Source organism: Flaviaestuariibacter flavus (assembly GCF_004337505.1).
Lineage (GTDB): Bacteria > Bacteroidota > Bacteroidia > Chitinophagales > Chitinophagaceae > Flavisolibacter > Flavisolibacter flavus.
In genome coordinates this window covers 466,560-480,215 of the sequence record NZ_SJZI01000002.1, presented here as the reverse complement: position 1 = coordinate 480,215, position 13,656 = coordinate 466,560, and the positions used below count along the sequence as shown (strand labels likewise).

15 protein-coding genes, 1 tRNA gene and 1 pseudogene are annotated in these 13,656 nt (G+C 55.9%); 5 read left to right on the top strand and 12 right to left on the bottom strand.

Annotated features, from left to right (window positions below; all coding sequences use genetic code 11):
- Window positions 1-70: 70 nt before the first annotated feature.
- The 8 genes from EPD60_RS02805 to EPD60_RS02770 all read right to left on the bottom strand — a co-directional run bounded on the left by EPD60_RS02805 (window position 71) and on the right by EPD60_RS02770 (window position 5,236).
- The gene (locus tag EPD60_RS02805) at window positions 71-367 is read right to left on the bottom strand and encodes a putative quinol monooxygenase (protein WP_131446615.1); all 297 of its coding nucleotides are present in this window, start codon (window positions 365-367) and stop codon (window positions 71-73) included.
- The gene (locus EPD60_RS02800) at window positions 364-1,173 is read right to left on the bottom strand and encodes an SAM hydrolase/SAM-dependent halogenase family protein (protein ID WP_131446613.1); all 810 of its coding nucleotides are present in this window, start codon (window positions 1,171-1,173) and stop codon (window positions 364-366) included. Before EPD60_RS02800 ends, EPD60_RS02805 begins: the two co-directional genes overlap by 4 nt.
- 91 nt (window positions 1,174-1,264) lie before the next feature.
- Entirely contained in the window at window positions 1,265-2,074 is an 810-nt protein-coding gene (locus EPD60_RS02795; RefSeq protein WP_131446611.1) for an SDR family oxidoreductase, read from the bottom strand.
- Between the two features lie 161 nt (window positions 2,075-2,235).
- Window positions 2,236-2,308, bottom strand: a tRNA-Lys gene (locus EPD60_RS02790).
- A gap of 114 nt (window positions 2,309-2,422) precedes the next feature.
- Window positions 2,423-3,277 (bottom strand): hypothetical protein, encoded by an 855-nt coding sequence (locus EPD60_RS02785; protein WP_131446609.1) that lies wholly within the window; start codon window positions 3,275-3,277, stop codon window positions 2,423-2,425.
- A gap of 48 nt (window positions 3,278-3,325) precedes the next feature.
- Complete coding sequence (gene plsX, locus EPD60_RS02780; protein WP_131446607.1) at window positions 3,326-4,249, bottom strand: phosphate acyltransferase PlsX; 924 nt, start codon at window positions 4,247-4,249, stop codon at window positions 3,326-3,328.
- 72 nt (window positions 4,250-4,321) lie between these two features.
- The gene (gene rpmF, locus EPD60_RS02775) at window positions 4,322-4,510 is read right to left on the bottom strand and encodes a 50S ribosomal protein L32 (RefSeq protein ID WP_131446605.1); all 189 of its coding nucleotides are present in this window, start codon (window positions 4,508-4,510) and stop codon (window positions 4,322-4,324) included.
- A 168-nt stretch (window positions 4,511-4,678) separates the two neighbouring features.
- Complete coding sequence (locus EPD60_RS02770) at window positions 4,679-5,236, bottom strand: YceD family protein (protein ID WP_131446603.1); 558 nt, start codon at window positions 5,234-5,236, stop codon at window positions 4,679-4,681.
- Between the two features lie 100 nt (window positions 5,237-5,336).
- Between EPD60_RS02770 and EPD60_RS02765 the strand changes: the two genes are divergently transcribed.
- Together EPD60_RS02765 and EPD60_RS17215 are read left to right on the top strand one after the other, a co-directional pair.
- Window positions 5,337-6,431, top strand: a complete 1,095-nt coding sequence (locus EPD60_RS02765) for a DUF3810 domain-containing protein (protein ID WP_131446601.1) — start codon at window positions 5,337-5,339, stop codon at window positions 6,429-6,431.
- A gap of 87 nt (window positions 6,432-6,518) precedes the next feature.
- Window positions 6,519-6,992: pseudogene (locus EPD60_RS17215) on the top strand (TspO/MBR family protein).
- Window positions 6,993-7,125: 133 nt separating this feature from the next.
- On the opposite strand, the gene dcd reads toward EPD60_RS17215, so the two are convergent.
- A complete protein-coding gene (dcd, locus tag EPD60_RS02755) occupies window positions 7,126-7,662 on the bottom strand; it encodes a dCTP deaminase (RefSeq protein WP_131446599.1) in 537 nt (178 codons plus the stop codon).
- An 88-nt stretch (window positions 7,663-7,750) separates the two neighbouring features.
- On the opposite strand from dcd, the gene EPD60_RS02750 reads away from it, so the two are divergent.
- Window positions 7,751-8,374: a 4'-phosphopantetheinyl transferase family protein gene (locus tag EPD60_RS02750; protein ID WP_131446597.1), complete on the top strand. Its 624-nt coding sequence runs from the start codon at window positions 7,751-7,753 to the stop codon at window positions 8,372-8,374.
- A gap of 127 nt (window positions 8,375-8,501) precedes the next feature.
- Here the strand turns inward: EPD60_RS02750 and EPD60_RS02745 are convergent, their stop codons facing one another.
- Entirely contained in the window at window positions 8,502-9,812 is a 1,311-nt protein-coding gene (locus tag EPD60_RS02745; protein ID WP_131446594.1) for a DUF2130 domain-containing protein, read from the bottom strand.
- Window positions 9,813-9,931: 119 nt separating this feature from the next.
- On the opposite strand from EPD60_RS02745, the gene EPD60_RS02740 reads away from it, so the two are divergent.
- Window positions 9,932-10,714 (top strand): HipA family kinase, encoded by a 783-nt coding sequence (locus EPD60_RS02740; RefSeq protein ID WP_131446592.1) that lies wholly within the window; start codon window positions 9,932-9,934, stop codon window positions 10,712-10,714.
- Window positions 10,692-11,081: a DUF3037 domain-containing protein gene (locus EPD60_RS02735; RefSeq protein WP_131446590.1), complete on the top strand. Its 390-nt coding sequence runs from the start codon at window positions 10,692-10,694 to the stop codon at window positions 11,079-11,081. The genes EPD60_RS02740 and EPD60_RS02735 overlap by 23 nt, the downstream gene beginning before the upstream one ends.
- A gap of 32 nt (window positions 11,082-11,113) precedes the next feature.
- On the opposite strand, the gene EPD60_RS02730 is transcribed toward EPD60_RS02735, so the two are convergent.
- Both EPD60_RS02730 and EPD60_RS02725 read right to left on the bottom strand, forming a co-directional pair.
- Window positions 11,114-11,536, bottom strand: a complete 423-nt coding sequence (locus EPD60_RS02730) for a response regulator (RefSeq protein ID WP_131446588.1) — start codon at window positions 11,534-11,536, stop codon at window positions 11,114-11,116.
- Window positions 11,537-13,441 carry a PAS domain-containing sensor histidine kinase gene (locus EPD60_RS02725; RefSeq protein WP_131446586.1) on the bottom strand — a complete coding sequence of 635 codons (1,905 nt, stop codon included), beginning with the start codon at window positions 13,439-13,441 and terminating at the stop codon, window positions 11,537-11,539.
- Between the last annotated feature and the right edge of the window lie 215 nt (window positions 13,442-13,656).

Sequence of the window (13,656 nt, the reverse complement as noted above, 5' to 3'; positions counted from 1 at the left end):
CTTTGCTCCTTATTTTCTTTGCGGTTAAAGACGCTTCTTTTCCTTCCTTGCCTTCCGGCGAAGAGCGGGTTCAGACCAATTGATGAAGCGCATCCACTGTCCATGCCTCCGCCTTCTCCGCAAACTTGGCTTTCGTTTCACGCCAGGTTTCGTCGAAGAATTCCGACTTGCGGTACGCATCCAGGTGCGCTTCCGAATCCCAGTGGCTGTAGGTGAAAAAGATGCGCGGATCCCGGTGGTCGCGCCAGAGCTCGAGGTGACTGCAGCCATCGAAGCCGCGGATGCGCTCTTTACGGGATTCGAAATAGGAAAGGAAAGTGTCGGTCTCCTCGGGACGGAAGACCATCTTTACAACACGGCGGATCATGCCTCAAAGTAAACCTTTACCGTCTGGTAAAACAAACGGTTCGATTCCTTTTCGTTGAAGCCGCGCAGCCCGAAGAGCCCGGCGGCATTGCCCTTGTTGATAGCGATCTCCATGTAGCCGGCGCTGTTGAACAGCACCAGCTTTTCGCCCTGCGGCACATCGGCATAGGAACCCGAGATGCGGTCGATCACTTCGTCGCGCTTGAACACGATCTTGAAGCGGCGCCCGCGGCGCTGTTGCTCAAACTGCTCCTGGGTGATGTTCACCACCACGTTCTCGAAGTTATCGATGAAGATGATATGTCCCTCGATCCAGCCTTCGCCGTGGAGCGGGCGGAGCGGGTTTTTCTCAATATAGCCCGCGTCGGGGGTGCCGATGTTCTGCACCGGCTCGCCGTTCACGAGTTGGGTGATGGCTTTTGCAGCCACGTCGATGCAATAGAGCGTATTCTTGATCGCGGTCTTTTCAAGCGGTACGCCGATCACCATTTCGGGGCGGTCCTCGAGGATCATCTCCAGCAGGCCGTTGTCGGCGCATACCACGTACTGGTTGTTATGATATGCCAGCAGCAGCTGGTCGGGCTTCGACTCAAAAAGGTTGATCAGTACGATGTGAAAGGTGAACTCGGGGAAGTTCTTGATGGCGCTCCGGCACACGTAAGCCGCTTGCGGGTAGTTGAACGGAGAGAGGCTGTGGGTGATGTCGATGATCCGGAACTCGGGGTTGATGCGTAGCAGACGCCCCTTGATGGCGCCCACCAGGTAATCCTGCTGGCCAATGTCGGATGTAAGGGTTACGAGTGGCATGCCGATGAGTGGAAGCCCCAAAAATCAACAATATCCGCGAAAGCGCATAATCCGTTCCGGTGAACAAGTTATTCCCATCCGCGCGAAGCCCCTATTTAACCAGCTTTCCGTCTTTGAAGAAGAACTTTTGCACAAGCCGGTCGGCCCATCCCGGGAAGAATTTATTCATGAAAACGGTGCGCTTACCGGTGAAGGTCATCACCCGGGTGCGCCGCCGCTTTTCGATTGCGCGCAGGATGATGCGCGCGCATTCGTCGGCCGGCATCAGCTGCCCTTCGTCCATCGGGCTTTCTCCCTGTGGCAGTCCTTCCTCATTCAAGGCCGCGTTGCGGATATTGGAGGTCGTGAATCCCGGGCACACCCACATCACATGTACCCCGCTTTCGAGCAGCTCGGTGCGGATCGCTTCGAGCCATCCCTGCAGCGCGAATTTCGATGCCGAGTAACCGCTTCGGCCGGGGAGGCCTCGGTAGCCCGCGATCGACGATACGCCTACGATGCTTCCTTTTCGCCCGATGATCGAAGGAAGCGCATAACGGGTACAATAAACCGCGCCGAAAAAGTTGACGTCCATCACCCGGTGCATTACGTCGGTGTTGAGATCCTTCAGCAGGGCGCGCATCGAGATGCCCGCATTGTTGATCAGTATGTCGATGCCGCCGTAGATCTTGAGCGTTGACTCGATGAATGCACGGCACGCGTTCTCGTCGCTCACGTCGGCGCCATAGGTGTGGAGCGGGTAGGAGGGGTATTCAGACTGGAGCTTGTACAGCTTGTCGTGGTTGCGGCCGCAGGTGGCTACCCGCGCGCCGCGCGCGAGCAGTTCGTCTACGAGGGCGCGGCCGATGCCGTCGGTGCCGCCGGTTACCACAACGATCTTGTCTTTGTAGAAGTCTGCCATAGGAGGAGGATTGTGTGCCTAAGGTATTCAGAAAATCATTCAATATCCAATGTTCAATGTTCAAGGCACGAGTGCACCCTGCTTGAAGATTGAAAATTGAGCATTGAATATTGAACATTCAAGCCGAAAACAACAAAGCCTCCCGAAGGAGGCTTTGTTTGTGATCCGGCTGGGACTCGAACCCAGGGCCCATACATTAAAAGTGTATTGCTCTACCAACTGAGCTACCAGATCTTTTGATGCTTTTCGTTCCCGTTGAGCATCAACCCGTTTGCGTTGGGAGTGCAAAAATAAAGGCTGTTTTTTAACAGCCAAAATATTTTTGAAAAAAGCGCAGATTTTTTTTCGCTAGCGCAGAATTTCACGCACCATCTGCACCATACGCAGCTGTTCTTCGCTATGTCCTTTGCGTGTTTCGATGCCGAGGTAAGCGCGGTGCGTACGGCTGCAATACACGCCCAGAGAGCCATCGTCTTTCGAGCGCACGCTTTGCAGCACTACATTCATGTTGCGGGTTTTCAGCGCCTGGAAAATTTCTTTATCCGTGGTTACGAAGAAATCATTTTCGTCGATGGAGGGATTGCGATACATCATCCATGCGTCGCGCTCGCGTTCGCCGTTTTTGCTGTAGTCGTTGATGGTGAAATCGCCGGCTTCGTTGCTGTGGACCGACACCACCGTTTTTTCATAAGGCAGCTCGTCTACCAGGAATTGAGCGAAGCCATTCAGCTGGTGTGCAATCACCATATCGGTCTTGCGGCTCACAGCCAGGTCCTGGTTGCGGCCCTTCGGGGTGAAGATGTTGTTGGGGTCGACGCTTACTTCCTTATCGAAAAGCGTGAACTCGATATTCCGCTGGTTGTCGTTGAGGAGCTCCAGCAGGGTGCCGCCCTGTGTGTAGATCGACTGGCGTGCCGCGTCGGCAATACCGCTTTCGTTGTTGTGGAGGGAAATAAAAACGTAGGGCATGCTCTCATCGGTAACCTGCTTGTTGATGGTCACCAGGCGCTCGCCGAGGCGATAATACATGCGGCGCTGTTGCAGCGTCAGGCGCCTGGCGGCAGGAGCTACGCTGGAAGTGGCAGCTACGGTGAAGTACTCGGGGTTGCTTTGCTTGTTGATGGCTACCGGAGCGGAGAGTTCCTGGGCATGCAGGAGATTGATGCTGCCAAGGAGCAGCAGGCCGGACAATAGGTGTTTCACGGTTGAATGATTAAGGGTGTTCGCTGCAGCCTGCCTGTCCTCACTGCGTCATATCGACATCTGCTGCATTACTCCCGTATAAATCATTTTCTGTGCCAATGTTATCATGTTGTGAAAAGCCATCGATTTCGAGATGCCGTGACCGATAATGACGGGCTTTGAAATGCCGAGCACGGGGGTGCCGCCATAGTTTTCGAAATTGAACCGATTGAAGTATTCGTGGTCAATCTGTTTTTGCTTCGCGATCTCGAAAAGCGACTCGGCGAGCTTGAGAATGATATTGCCCGTGAAGCCGTCGCAGACCATTACATCGGCCTTGTCGAGCAGGATGTCGCGTCCTTCCACGTTGCCCACGAAATTCAGCTCTGTATTGGCTTTGAGCAGGGGATAGGTAGCCTGCGCCAGGAGGTTGCCCTTGCCTTCTTCCTCGCCGATATTGAGGAGGGCGACACGCGGGTTGTCGATGCCCAGGATGTGCCGGGCATAGATGGAGCCCATCCGTGCAAACTGGTTCAGGTGCTCCGGCTTGCAGTCGGAATTGAGGCCGACGTCGAGCAGGAGCCCGGTCTTGCCGTTCTCTTTCGGAATAATTGTGGAAATGGTGGGGCGAAGCACCCCTTCCAGGGGCTTGAGGGCGTAAAGTGAGCCCACCAGCATCGCACCGGTGTTGCCGGCGGAGATGAAGGCGTCCATCTTACCCGAAGCCAGGAGGTGGAAGCCGATAGCGATCGACGATTGCTGCTTTTCCTTGAGCGCCCGGGTTGGATGCTCATGCATATCGATCACCTGGGGTGCATGTACGAGGGTATACTTCCCGGCGGGGATGCCTTCCTGTTCCAGGAGGGGTGCCACCTGTGCCTCGTCGCCGAGCAACAGCAGGTGCGCTTGTCCGTCTTGCAGGTACTGCCGGATGCCCCGGACCGCTTCGAGGGGGGCGAAGTCGCCGCCCATCATATCAATGCCGATCTTCATGAAGCGCCAAAAATAAAAAATCCATGGTTCCACCGGTCAGCGGAATCATGGATGTTCGAAAAAAGGTGTCGCTTACTTCTTGAAACCTTCAACCACAACTTGTCCTTTGTACATCAGGTTGCCTTCACTTACGTGGGCACGGTGACGTACATGGATGTCGCCGGTGGTCTTATCGGTGGACAGCGTGGGGGCTACGGCCTTGTAGTGCGTGCGGCGCTTGGCGCTGCGTTGCTGCGAATGTCTGCGTTTAGGATTAGGCATAACTCGGTTTTTTTATTCTGTTATCGGTATCGTGAAACGGGGATCGTCAAACGAAAATCGCAACGCTTTCCTTCCACGTGTTACAAAAATCTATCGATCTCTGATCTCAGATCTCGGATCTATTGTTCTCGGCAGCCAGATCTTAGATCTGCGATCTGACATCTGAGATCAATTGTTTTCCTCTCCTTCGAGGTCCCGGAACTTCTCCAGGCCTTTCCAGAGCGGGTTTTCTTTGGGTCCTTCCACCGGGCGCATGTCGTTAAGCAGGCGCCTGGCATCGGGGCTGCAGTGCGGTCCGTCCATATTCTCGAACTCGCAGGTCTTCTGCATCGGGATGCTGAGGCTGACGAATTCGTAGATCCAGTTCTTTACATCGAGGTGGCTTTCGCCGCGGCCGATATAATAGACGTCCGGGTCTTCCTCCTGGTCGTTCATGGTTTCGGGGTCTTCCACCATTTTCACCGTGAGGTTAAATTCGTCGAACAGCTGCAGGGGGAGCTCCGATGCGCAACGGTCGCAGGTTACTTCGGTCTTGCCGCCAACCTCGAACCGCAGGCGCATAAAGCCCGTGTTCTTTTCCAGGAAGAGGCGTACCGTGGCACCCGTCTTCCGGAAATCCTGCTCTCCAAACTCCTCAAAGAACGAATCATTGACTTCATACAGGTATTCATGAACACCCGGCTTTAATCCAACAAACGCTATTTCAAACTCCCGCCGGTGGGTCATGATCCTGGGTTTAAATCCTTGAAATTCGGAGCGCAAAGGTAAGGCAAAAAGGGTAAAAAGGGCTATTTTGCCCCAAGAAATTTAACGAATAAGGCCCTGAATGACCGGCAAAAGCCCTTTCCGCGACCCTTTCCTGCTCATTTTAGCGGCTGCCGTAGTGGTAGTACAGGTCTTTTCTTCTGATGCCGGCCGCGTGGAGCGGTGGTACAGCCAGGGCCTTTACCCGCCCCTGAGCCGCGGGCTCCGTGCGCTCTTCGGCTGGGTTCCTTTCTCGATAGGCGACCTCTTATATGGCGCCGCTGTCGTCTACCTCGCCTGGCAGCTCTTTCGCTTCCTCCGCCGGGCGGCCCAACGTAAGCTCGCGCTGGGCAACTGGGCGCGCCCCCTTTCTCGGGCTGCAAAGATCGCGCTTTCCGTCTACCTCCTGTTTCAGCTGCTCTGGGGCCTGAACTACAGCCGTACCGATATCGCTCACAGTCTTGACCTGCACCTGGAACCACGCGACACGGCACTGCTGCCCGGGCTGGCCCACCTGCTGCAGGCGCGGCTCTGTACCTGGGGCGACCGGGTGGATACGGCGCGGCGCGGGCGCCTTGCCCGTCATGGGGTGCTGTTCGGTGAAGCCGTGGCAGCCTATCAAAAAGCAGCGGGTCCTTACCCTTTCCTCGCTTATTCCAACCCCTCGATAAAACCCTCGCTGCTGTCGCCGGTAGGACATTACTTCGGCTTTACCGGTTATTATAACCCCTTTACTGCCGAAGCCCAGGTGCATACGGGCATCCCGGTCTTTATCCGTCCATTTGTGGTTTGCCATGAAATGGGCCACCAACTTGGTTATGCCAAGGAGAATGAAGCGAACTTCGCCGGCTTTCTCGCCGGGCGCGCTTCGGGAAACCCCGATTTTGTTTATGCGGCCTATTATGAAATGTACTCCTATGTGCTGGCCGATTACAGCGCTATGGACCCGATGGAAGCATACGTGCTCCGGCGGACCGCCCATTTCCGGGTGCGCCGCGACCGGCGGGAATACCTGCGGTACGTGATGCGAACCCGCAACTCGGTAGAGCCGCTGGTGATGAAGTTTTACGATCAGTATCTTAAGCTCAACAACCAGAAAAAAGGGATCGAGACCTACGACGAAGTGGTGCGCTGGCTGCTGGCCTATTACAAGAAATATGGCGCGGATGCCATTTGAATATCGAATAATGAATATCGAATAAAGAATATTTAAGCGAGGCGTTCGCAAAGTGAGCCAAATCCTTTTTCGTTTGTTTAGGTCGGTATGAAAAACGGCTACAGGCTTATCCTTTCACTTGTCATCCCGCAGCTGGTGGCCGCATCGGCCGCGGCATTCACCGAAACTGGCCCGGGAAGCTGGTACAGGGCCATTGCACGGCCCTCCTGGAACCCGCCGGGATGGGTGTTCGGACCCGTATGGACGGTGCTTTATATCCTGATGGGAATCGCCTTTTATTAAGTGTGGAAAAGCCCCGGCAGTGCTGCACGGCAAAGGGCGATCATTTTATGGAGTGTCCAGCTGTTCCTGAATTTCTGCTGGTCGCTGTTATTTTTCGGGATGCATCGCATCGGCGCCGCTTTCGCAGAAATCCTGCTGCTCTGGATCGCCATTCTCCTCACCATTTTCGCCTTCGCCCGCACCAGCCGGCCGGCAGCCTGGATGCTGGTTCCCTATATCGCATGGGTAAGCTTCGCGGCGATGCTCACCTTCAGCATCTGGAGATTGAACGGCCACTAGAAAGGTTCTGAAATTCTGGATTTCTGAGGTTATTTGAACGCGGTAAGTCGTGCAGAACACAGATGCAGCTTTGCTGAAAGGAAAGATATCGGGAATGACAGGCTTCTTAGGAATTAACCAAATAACCGATCAACTAGAACTTGTTCTTCCACATCATCGATTCCACGGGCTTGTCGATCTGGTAGCTATATTTCGCATTGGCCTTCTGGTTGTAAGCCACTTCGATCTCTCCGTCTACCGGGAAGTAGATCAGCTGTCCCACGGGCATGCCGGCATAAACGCGCACGGGTTGCTTCACCGAGATTTCCAGTGTCCAGTGGCCGCAGAAGCCGACATCGCCCTTGCCGGCGGTGGCGTGGATATCGATGCCGAGGCGCCCCGTAGACGATTTGCCTTCGAGAAACGGTACATGTGCATGGGTTTCCGTGTATTCCAGCGTTACGCCGAGGTAGAAGATGTGCGGGTAGAGCACAAAGCCCTCTTCGGGTATCTCGAAATATTCGATCTCGTTGTGCTGCTTCGCGTCGAGAATGTGATTGCGGTAGGTGGCCAGCGTCTTCCCGAGGTGCACATCATAGCTGTTGCTGCCGAGGCAGGAGCGGTCATAGGGCCGAACGAGGATGGTGCCCTTGCTGATTTCTTCGAGTATGCGTTTGTCGGAAAGGATCATGTGGCGGGTTTATCGGTGTCGAAAAATACTTTAAGTATTTACTGTAGGTATCTTCGGACGCGCCAAAATACCGGAAAACAGCAAAACGATGCCGATCTTTTTTGAACAGGAAGTGGATAAGGACACGCGACTGGCCGTTTGGCACATCGCCGAGGAGGAGGCCTTTTTCGATGTGCCGCTCCAGCGCGCCATCACGCATCCGCACAAGCGGCTCCAGCACCTGGCGGGTCGCTACCTGCTGCGGCACCTGTTCCCGGATTTCCCGCTGGCCCTCATCCGCATCGCCGATACCCGCAAGCCTTTCCTTGACGACGAGGCCTTTCATTTCTCCGTTTCGCACTGCGGCGATTATGCAGCCGCGATTGCCAGCCGCTCGCTGCGCGTGGGAATCGACATCGAGCTGGTTTCTGAAAAAGTGCAGCGGATCCGGCATAAGTTTCTCTCGCCGGTCGAAGAGCAACGCATTGCTCCCGGCGCCGCGTGCTGGTCGGACCCGGAGCTGGCCACACTGGTATGGAGCAGCAAGGAAGCCGTTTTCAAATGGTACGGAAAGGGCAATGTCGACTTCCGCCATGATATGCCGGTGCAATCCGTCAGGGATACGGAAGCCGGCTGCCGCTTCAGCCTGTTGTTCGGAAAAGAGCTCGGGCAGCCGCTCGATGTTCATTGCCGGATGACGGGCGACCTGTGCCTGGCGTATGTGGCGGGGTAGGGAGAAAGAACGCAGATTTCTTATGATCTGTTATGGTTGACGCAGATATCGGTACCACCACCTGCGCAAATCTTAACCAATCCGCGTATTCCGCTTGCGGAATCAGCGTTCCTTCTCTTGCTTCCGGTTATTCGTCTAACAAGCCTACATCGCCGCCATCATCCAGCAGCGGGATCGAGCCGATTGAGGCGCCCGCAATTCCCTTGATGGAGCCGTACATCCCCGAGGTGGACAGCAGCACTTTCTCGAGTTGCTTTTCGCGCTCCTTCCACATTTTTTCCATCTGGATGCGCTCCTTGGTGATGTTGTTTTTTAGTGAAAGAAAACCTTCAACGATCGTTTCGATCTGCTGGCGAAATTCCACGCCGGTGAGATAACCATAGAGCAGGTTCATCTTATCGCCCTTATTTTCTTCCGACTTCCGGGCTTCCGACACACGCAGGATCGTGTGGCGCAGCGCATTGGTCAGGGCAATGACCTCCGAGAAGGTGCAGATCCACACGCCGTCGCGCTCGCCGAAGCAATGCATGTCCTTGGGGAAAACGGCCGTTACCAGGATGGCCACGTCGGCGCCCTGGGCCCGCATATCGGTCTTGAGCTTTTCGATCCAGCCGTTGTGGAAAGCCTTGGTGCGCTTGCTTTCAAAAATGATCTTGCCGCTTTCCTGCCCAAGGCGGTTTTGTACGGTCAGCATGCAGTCGGCGCCTTCCACGCCCTTGCCCACTTCATGCACGACGTCGGTGGGAAAAGCTTCTCGCAGCAGCGATTCGAGCAGCAGCTCCTGCACCTCGCCCTGGAGCTGCATGGAGCCCTGTTCGGCCTTTCGCTTCATTTCCTCGGCCAATTTGCGCTGGTCTTCGAGCTGCTTTTCCAGCTCTTTTAATTTGAGGGTATATTCAGTTTCCTTGAGCTGGTTGCGCTCGGCTTCTTCCTTGCGGATCTGCTGCGACAGGATGTTCCGCTCCTCAAGCAACTTTTTCTGAATGGCGATCTCGAGTTCCTGCTCGCGGTTCCTGAGGGCCTGCTCTTTCTGCAAAAACTCAAGCTCCTTTTTCCGGGCATCTTTCAGCTTCGCCTCGTTGTCGGCTGCGTTTTGCTGCAGCAGGCGCAACTGGTTCTCGTAATCGGCCGAGATCTTTTGCTTCAGTTGCTGCTGGAGCTCACTTTCGATGCGCCGCTTTTCAGCATTGAGTTCTGTCTCCAGCTTCTGCTTCTCGGCCTTCAGGCGCTCCTGGAACAGTTCGTTTTCGCGGCGTTTTTTCTCTTCGAAGGACTTCTGCTCTTCTTCCAGCCGCTTTTTTTCGTTGTTGATGGATGCAAGGTTTTTCTGAAGCTCCTGCTCGTATTGCTGCCGGATCCGCTGCTCGGCATCGGCGGAAAGCACTTCTTCAACATCCACGGAGGTGCCGCAGCTGGGGCAGTTGATATGGGTAGGCATGATCGCGTTCTTTGCTACAAAGTACGGGATAGGAGCTAAGATATTTAGCAATGTGGAAAACTTAGCTGCGGTTAGGCTGTCCCGTTTCTGCCGATATTTGCCGCCTGATCCGCGAAACTATGTCGATACGCACCATTCAAGTTACCCGCTACGTGACGCCTTTGCGTGAGGGCGGCTCGCTGCCGGCCATCGTGGAGGGTGACGACGATTTTCTTTATGCGCTCAAGTTCCGGGGCGCGGGGCAGGGCGTGAAGGCGCTCATCGCCGAGCAGGTGGGTGGTGAGCTCGCGCGGGCGCTCCGGCTCAAGGTCCCCGAACTCGTTTTCGCGGAAGTTGATCCTGCCTTTGGCCGCACCGAGCCCGACGAGGAGATACAGGACCTGCTCAAGGCCAGCGCGGGGCTAAACCTGGCGCTCCATTACCTCTCAGGCGCCATTACCTACGACCCCGCGGTCACCACCGTCGAAGGTGCGCTTGCCTCACAGATCGTGTGGCTCGATGCGCTGCTGATGAACGTTGACCGGACGGCGCGGAACACCAATATGCTGATGTGGCAAAAGGAACTCTGGCTGATTGATCATGGCGCCTCGCTTTATTTTCATCATGCCGGTTCCGACTTCAGCGGCCAGGCGCAGCGGCCCTTTGCGATGATCAAGGACCACGTGCTGCTTCGCTGGGCCGACCAATTGCGGGAAGCCGACGCGGCCGGGCGTGCGGCGTTGACGCCGGCTCTTGTATGTGCGCTCACCGATGCCATCCCGGCCGACTGGCTGGGGCATGCCTTCCCGGGTGAGGACCCGGAAAAGATGCGCCTTGCCTACTGTGATTATCTTAACGAACGTATTGCCGATACCGCTCCCTTTTTAAATGAAGCCATCAATGCCCGCAACGCTGCTTTATGAATACGCCGTGGTGCGCCTGGTGCCCCGCGTGGAGCGGGAGGAGTTCATCAACGTCGGCGTGGTGCTCTATTGCCGTCAGAAGCGCGCTGTAGAAGTGCGGCTGCACCTCGACGAGGCACGCCTGCTGGCTTTGGCACCCGGAGCTGACGTTGTAGAAATACAGTCTTACCTGGATGCGTTTTCGCGGATTGCGCGGGGCGAAGCAGGCAGCGGCCCCATCGGAGCACTCGATGCCGCCGGACGTTTCCGTTGGCTCACTGCTGTGCGCAGCACGGTAGTGCAGACCTCGCGGGTCCACCCCGGTATGTGCACCGACCCGGGCAATGCGGTGGAGCATCTGTTGGAACGGTTTGTTACCGGCTCCTGATCAGCCGTCATTCCTAAGCCTGGTCGGCCCGGTCAGGACGTTGTGGTTCCCGGCTGTCCCTCGCGGCGTTTCATGAATTGATAGAGTTCCTTTACAAAGGGATCGTATTGGATAAACGTATCCGGCTTCACCATATAGTTGGCTGCGCCGGCATCCATGCATTTGTCAATGATGGAAGGGGTGGACGAGGTGGAGGTGATCACCACCGGGATGCCCCGGAGGCGGGGATCGTCGCGGAATGCGCCCAGGATGTCCATCCCGTTCATTCCCGGCATGTTCAGGTCGGTGAGCACCAGGTCGGGGCGGGTGCTGTTTTTCGAAATCCATTCCAGCAGTTCTTCTCCATTCGACGCCACGGTCAGCAGTTCAAAAACGCCGGCCCGCTGAAAGCTGTCTTTCATAAATAATTGCTCGTCGTCGTCGTTCTCAACAAGGATGATCCGGTAGGTTTTCATTTATGCGGGTGTATTTTCCTTAAGATTATTGTTCAGCGTAAAATGAAAGGTGGTGCCGCCGCCGGATTGCGATTCCGGCCAGATCTGGCCCTGGTGCCGGTCGACGATCTTTTTACAGATGGCCAGCCCGATGCCGGTGCCGGGGTATTTTTTCTCGGTGTGAAGGCGGCGAAAGATCTCAAAAACCTTGCTCAGGTCGGCCTCGGAAATGCCAATGCCGTTATCCGTGATAGAGAAGCGCGCCGTATTGCCTTCGGCCCGGACGAGGATATGGATCCGCGGGCTTTCGGCGTCGGTAAATTTAATGGCGTTGCTGAGGAGGTTCTGCACCAGCTGCACCAGCTGCACCCGGTCGCCCTCCACCCACTCCACCTCGTTTTCAATAAGGATCCGGGCATGGCTTCGGTCGATCACCGATTTCAGGTTTTGCAGGGCTTCCTGGAGAATATCGTTCACCGGCACGTGCCGTACCTCGAGCTCGCCCTTGCTCAGCTGCGAATAGTGGAGCAGGTTGCGGATGAGCTCGCGCATCCGGTCGGCGGCCGCGATCGATTTGCCGATATAGTCGGTCAGGTTTTCCTGCTCCCCACTGGTGAGCTTTAGCTCAATCAGCTGGAGAAAGCTCTTGATCGTGCGGATCGGCTCCTGGAGGTCGTGCGACACAATGGACGTGAATTGCTCCAGTTCCTCGTTGGCAGCCGACAGCTCGGTGTTGGTGTGGCGCAGTTCGTCGGCCAGCATCCGGTATTGCTCATAGCTGTCGCGGAGCGCGCGCTCCGAGGCTTTGCGTTCGGTGAGGTCGCGCGTCACTTTCGAAAAGCCGATCAGGTTGCCTTCAACGCCGTACACAGCGGTGATCAATACGCTTGCCCAGAAGCGGGTGCCGTCTTTCCGCAGGCGCCAGCCTTCTTCGGTATACATCCCGTCAGCACGGGCCACCCGCAGCTCGTGGGCGGGCTTGCCGTTGATGATATCTTCCTCGGGGTAAAAAATCGAAAAATATTTCCCGATGATCTCGTTGGAATTATAGCCGCTGATGCGTCGTGCGCCTTCGTTCCAGGAAACAATCCGGCCGCGCTCATCGAGCATAAAAATCCCGTAGTCGACCACCTGCTCCACCAGCGAGCGGTAGCGCTCTTCGCTCTGCCGCAGCGCTTCCTCGTTCATCCGCCGCTCGGTGAGGTCGCGGGTGACCTTCGAAAAGCCCACCAGTTTATTCTGTTCGTTGAGCAGCGCCGTGATCACAATGTTGGCCCAGAATACCGAACCGTTCTTGCGTACGCGCCAGCCCTCCTCTTCGTATTTGCCCGTGGCCACGGCGATCTTCAGCTCGCGCTCGGGCTTTTTCGATTCCAGGTCTTCGGAAGTATAGAAAGTGGAGAAATGCTTGCCGATGATCTCGCTTGGCCGGTACCCTTTAATCCGCTGTGCCCCGTCGTTCCAGGTGAGGATGTGACCTGTGGTGTCGAGCAGGAAAATGCCGTATTCATGAACGCCCTCCACCATGAGGCGGTAGCGCTCCTCGCTGCGGCGGAGCTCCACCTCATGCTCCTTGTGCCGGGTGGTGTCGCGGAGGATGGCCACGAATCCCTCCAGCTCGCCGCTTTCGTTCTTCAAGGGGCTGATGAGCAATTCGCCCCAGTATTGACTGCCGTCTTTACGGCGGCGCCAGCCTTCGGAAAGAAAGCGGCCTTCGCGCACCGCCATATCAAATTCATATTCGGCTTTTATCGAATCCTCATCGGTGAGGTAGAGCAGGGTGCGGGTACGGCCGATCCATTCCTCCGGGCTATAGCCGGTGATTTTTGTTACAGTAGGGTTCACATAGCGTACGAAACCATCTGCGTCGAACTGGAAAATAGCTTCCGGCAGCCGCTCCAGTAAATGTTGGCTGTTTTTCGTCATGGTAAAAGGGTGTATAAACCCGTCCGTCCGGGCAGGGCTTAAAGTTACACACAAACCGCTCCGTGGACTTCCCCAAAGGCAAAAGTCCTCATCATTTTAGGGTAATAAGGGTGAACCGGCAGTATTCGGCGGCCCATTACCGGCGCCGTAACGATTCTCACTGCTGCGCTTCAAGGGAGCCACAGTGGCAAATTCACCACAGTTTAACGCTGCGC

Excerpts from the sequence above, each read along its gene's own strand:
- EPD60_RS02805 (WP_131446615.1), bottom strand. The coding sequence starts at position 367 with ATGATCCGCCGTGTTGTAAAGATGGTCTTCCGTCCCGAGGAGACCGAC.
- EPD60_RS02800 (WP_131446613.1), bottom strand. The coding sequence starts at position 1,173 with ATGCCACTCGTAACCCTTACATCCGACATTGGCCAGCAGGATTACCTG.
- EPD60_RS02795 (WP_131446611.1), bottom strand. The coding sequence starts at position 2,074 with ATGGCAGACTTCTACAAAGACAAGATCGTTGTGGTAACCGGCGGCACC.
- plsX (WP_131446607.1), bottom strand. The coding sequence starts at position 4,249 with ATGAAGATCGGCATTGATATGATGGGCGGCGACTTCGCCCCCCTCGAA.
- rpmF (WP_131446605.1), bottom strand. The coding sequence starts at position 4,510 with ATGCCTAATCCTAAACGCAGACATTCGCAGCAACGCAGCGCCAAGCGC.
- EPD60_RS02770 (WP_131446603.1), bottom strand. The coding sequence starts at position 5,236 with ATGACCCACCGGCGGGAGTTTGAAATAGCGTTTGTTGGATTAAAGCCG.
- EPD60_RS02765 (WP_131446601.1), top strand. The coding sequence starts at position 5,337 with ATGACCGGCAAAAGCCCTTTCCGCGACCCTTTCCTGCTCATTTTAGCG.
- dcd (WP_131446599.1), bottom strand. The coding sequence starts at position 7,662 with ATGATCCTTTCCGACAAACGCATACTCGAAGAAATCAGCAAGGGCACC.
- EPD60_RS02750 (WP_131446597.1), top strand. The coding sequence starts at position 7,751 with ATGCCGATCTTTTTTGAACAGGAAGTGGATAAGGACACGCGACTGGCC.
- EPD60_RS02745 (WP_131446594.1), bottom strand. The coding sequence starts at position 9,812 with ATGCCTACCCATATCAACTGCCCCAGCTGCGGCACCTCCGTGGATGTT.
- EPD60_RS02740 (WP_131446592.1), top strand. The coding sequence starts at position 9,932 with ATGTCGATACGCACCATTCAAGTTACCCGCTACGTGACGCCTTTGCGT.
- EPD60_RS02735 (WP_131446590.1), top strand. The coding sequence starts at position 10,692 with ATGCCCGCAACGCTGCTTTATGAATACGCCGTGGTGCGCCTGGTGCCC.
- EPD60_RS02730 (WP_131446588.1), bottom strand. The coding sequence starts at position 11,536 with ATGAAAACCTACCGGATCATCCTTGTTGAGAACGACGACGACGAGCAA.
- EPD60_RS02725 (WP_131446586.1), bottom strand. The coding sequence starts at position 13,441 with ATGACGAAAAACAGCCAACATTTACTGGAGCGGCTGCCGGAAGCTATT.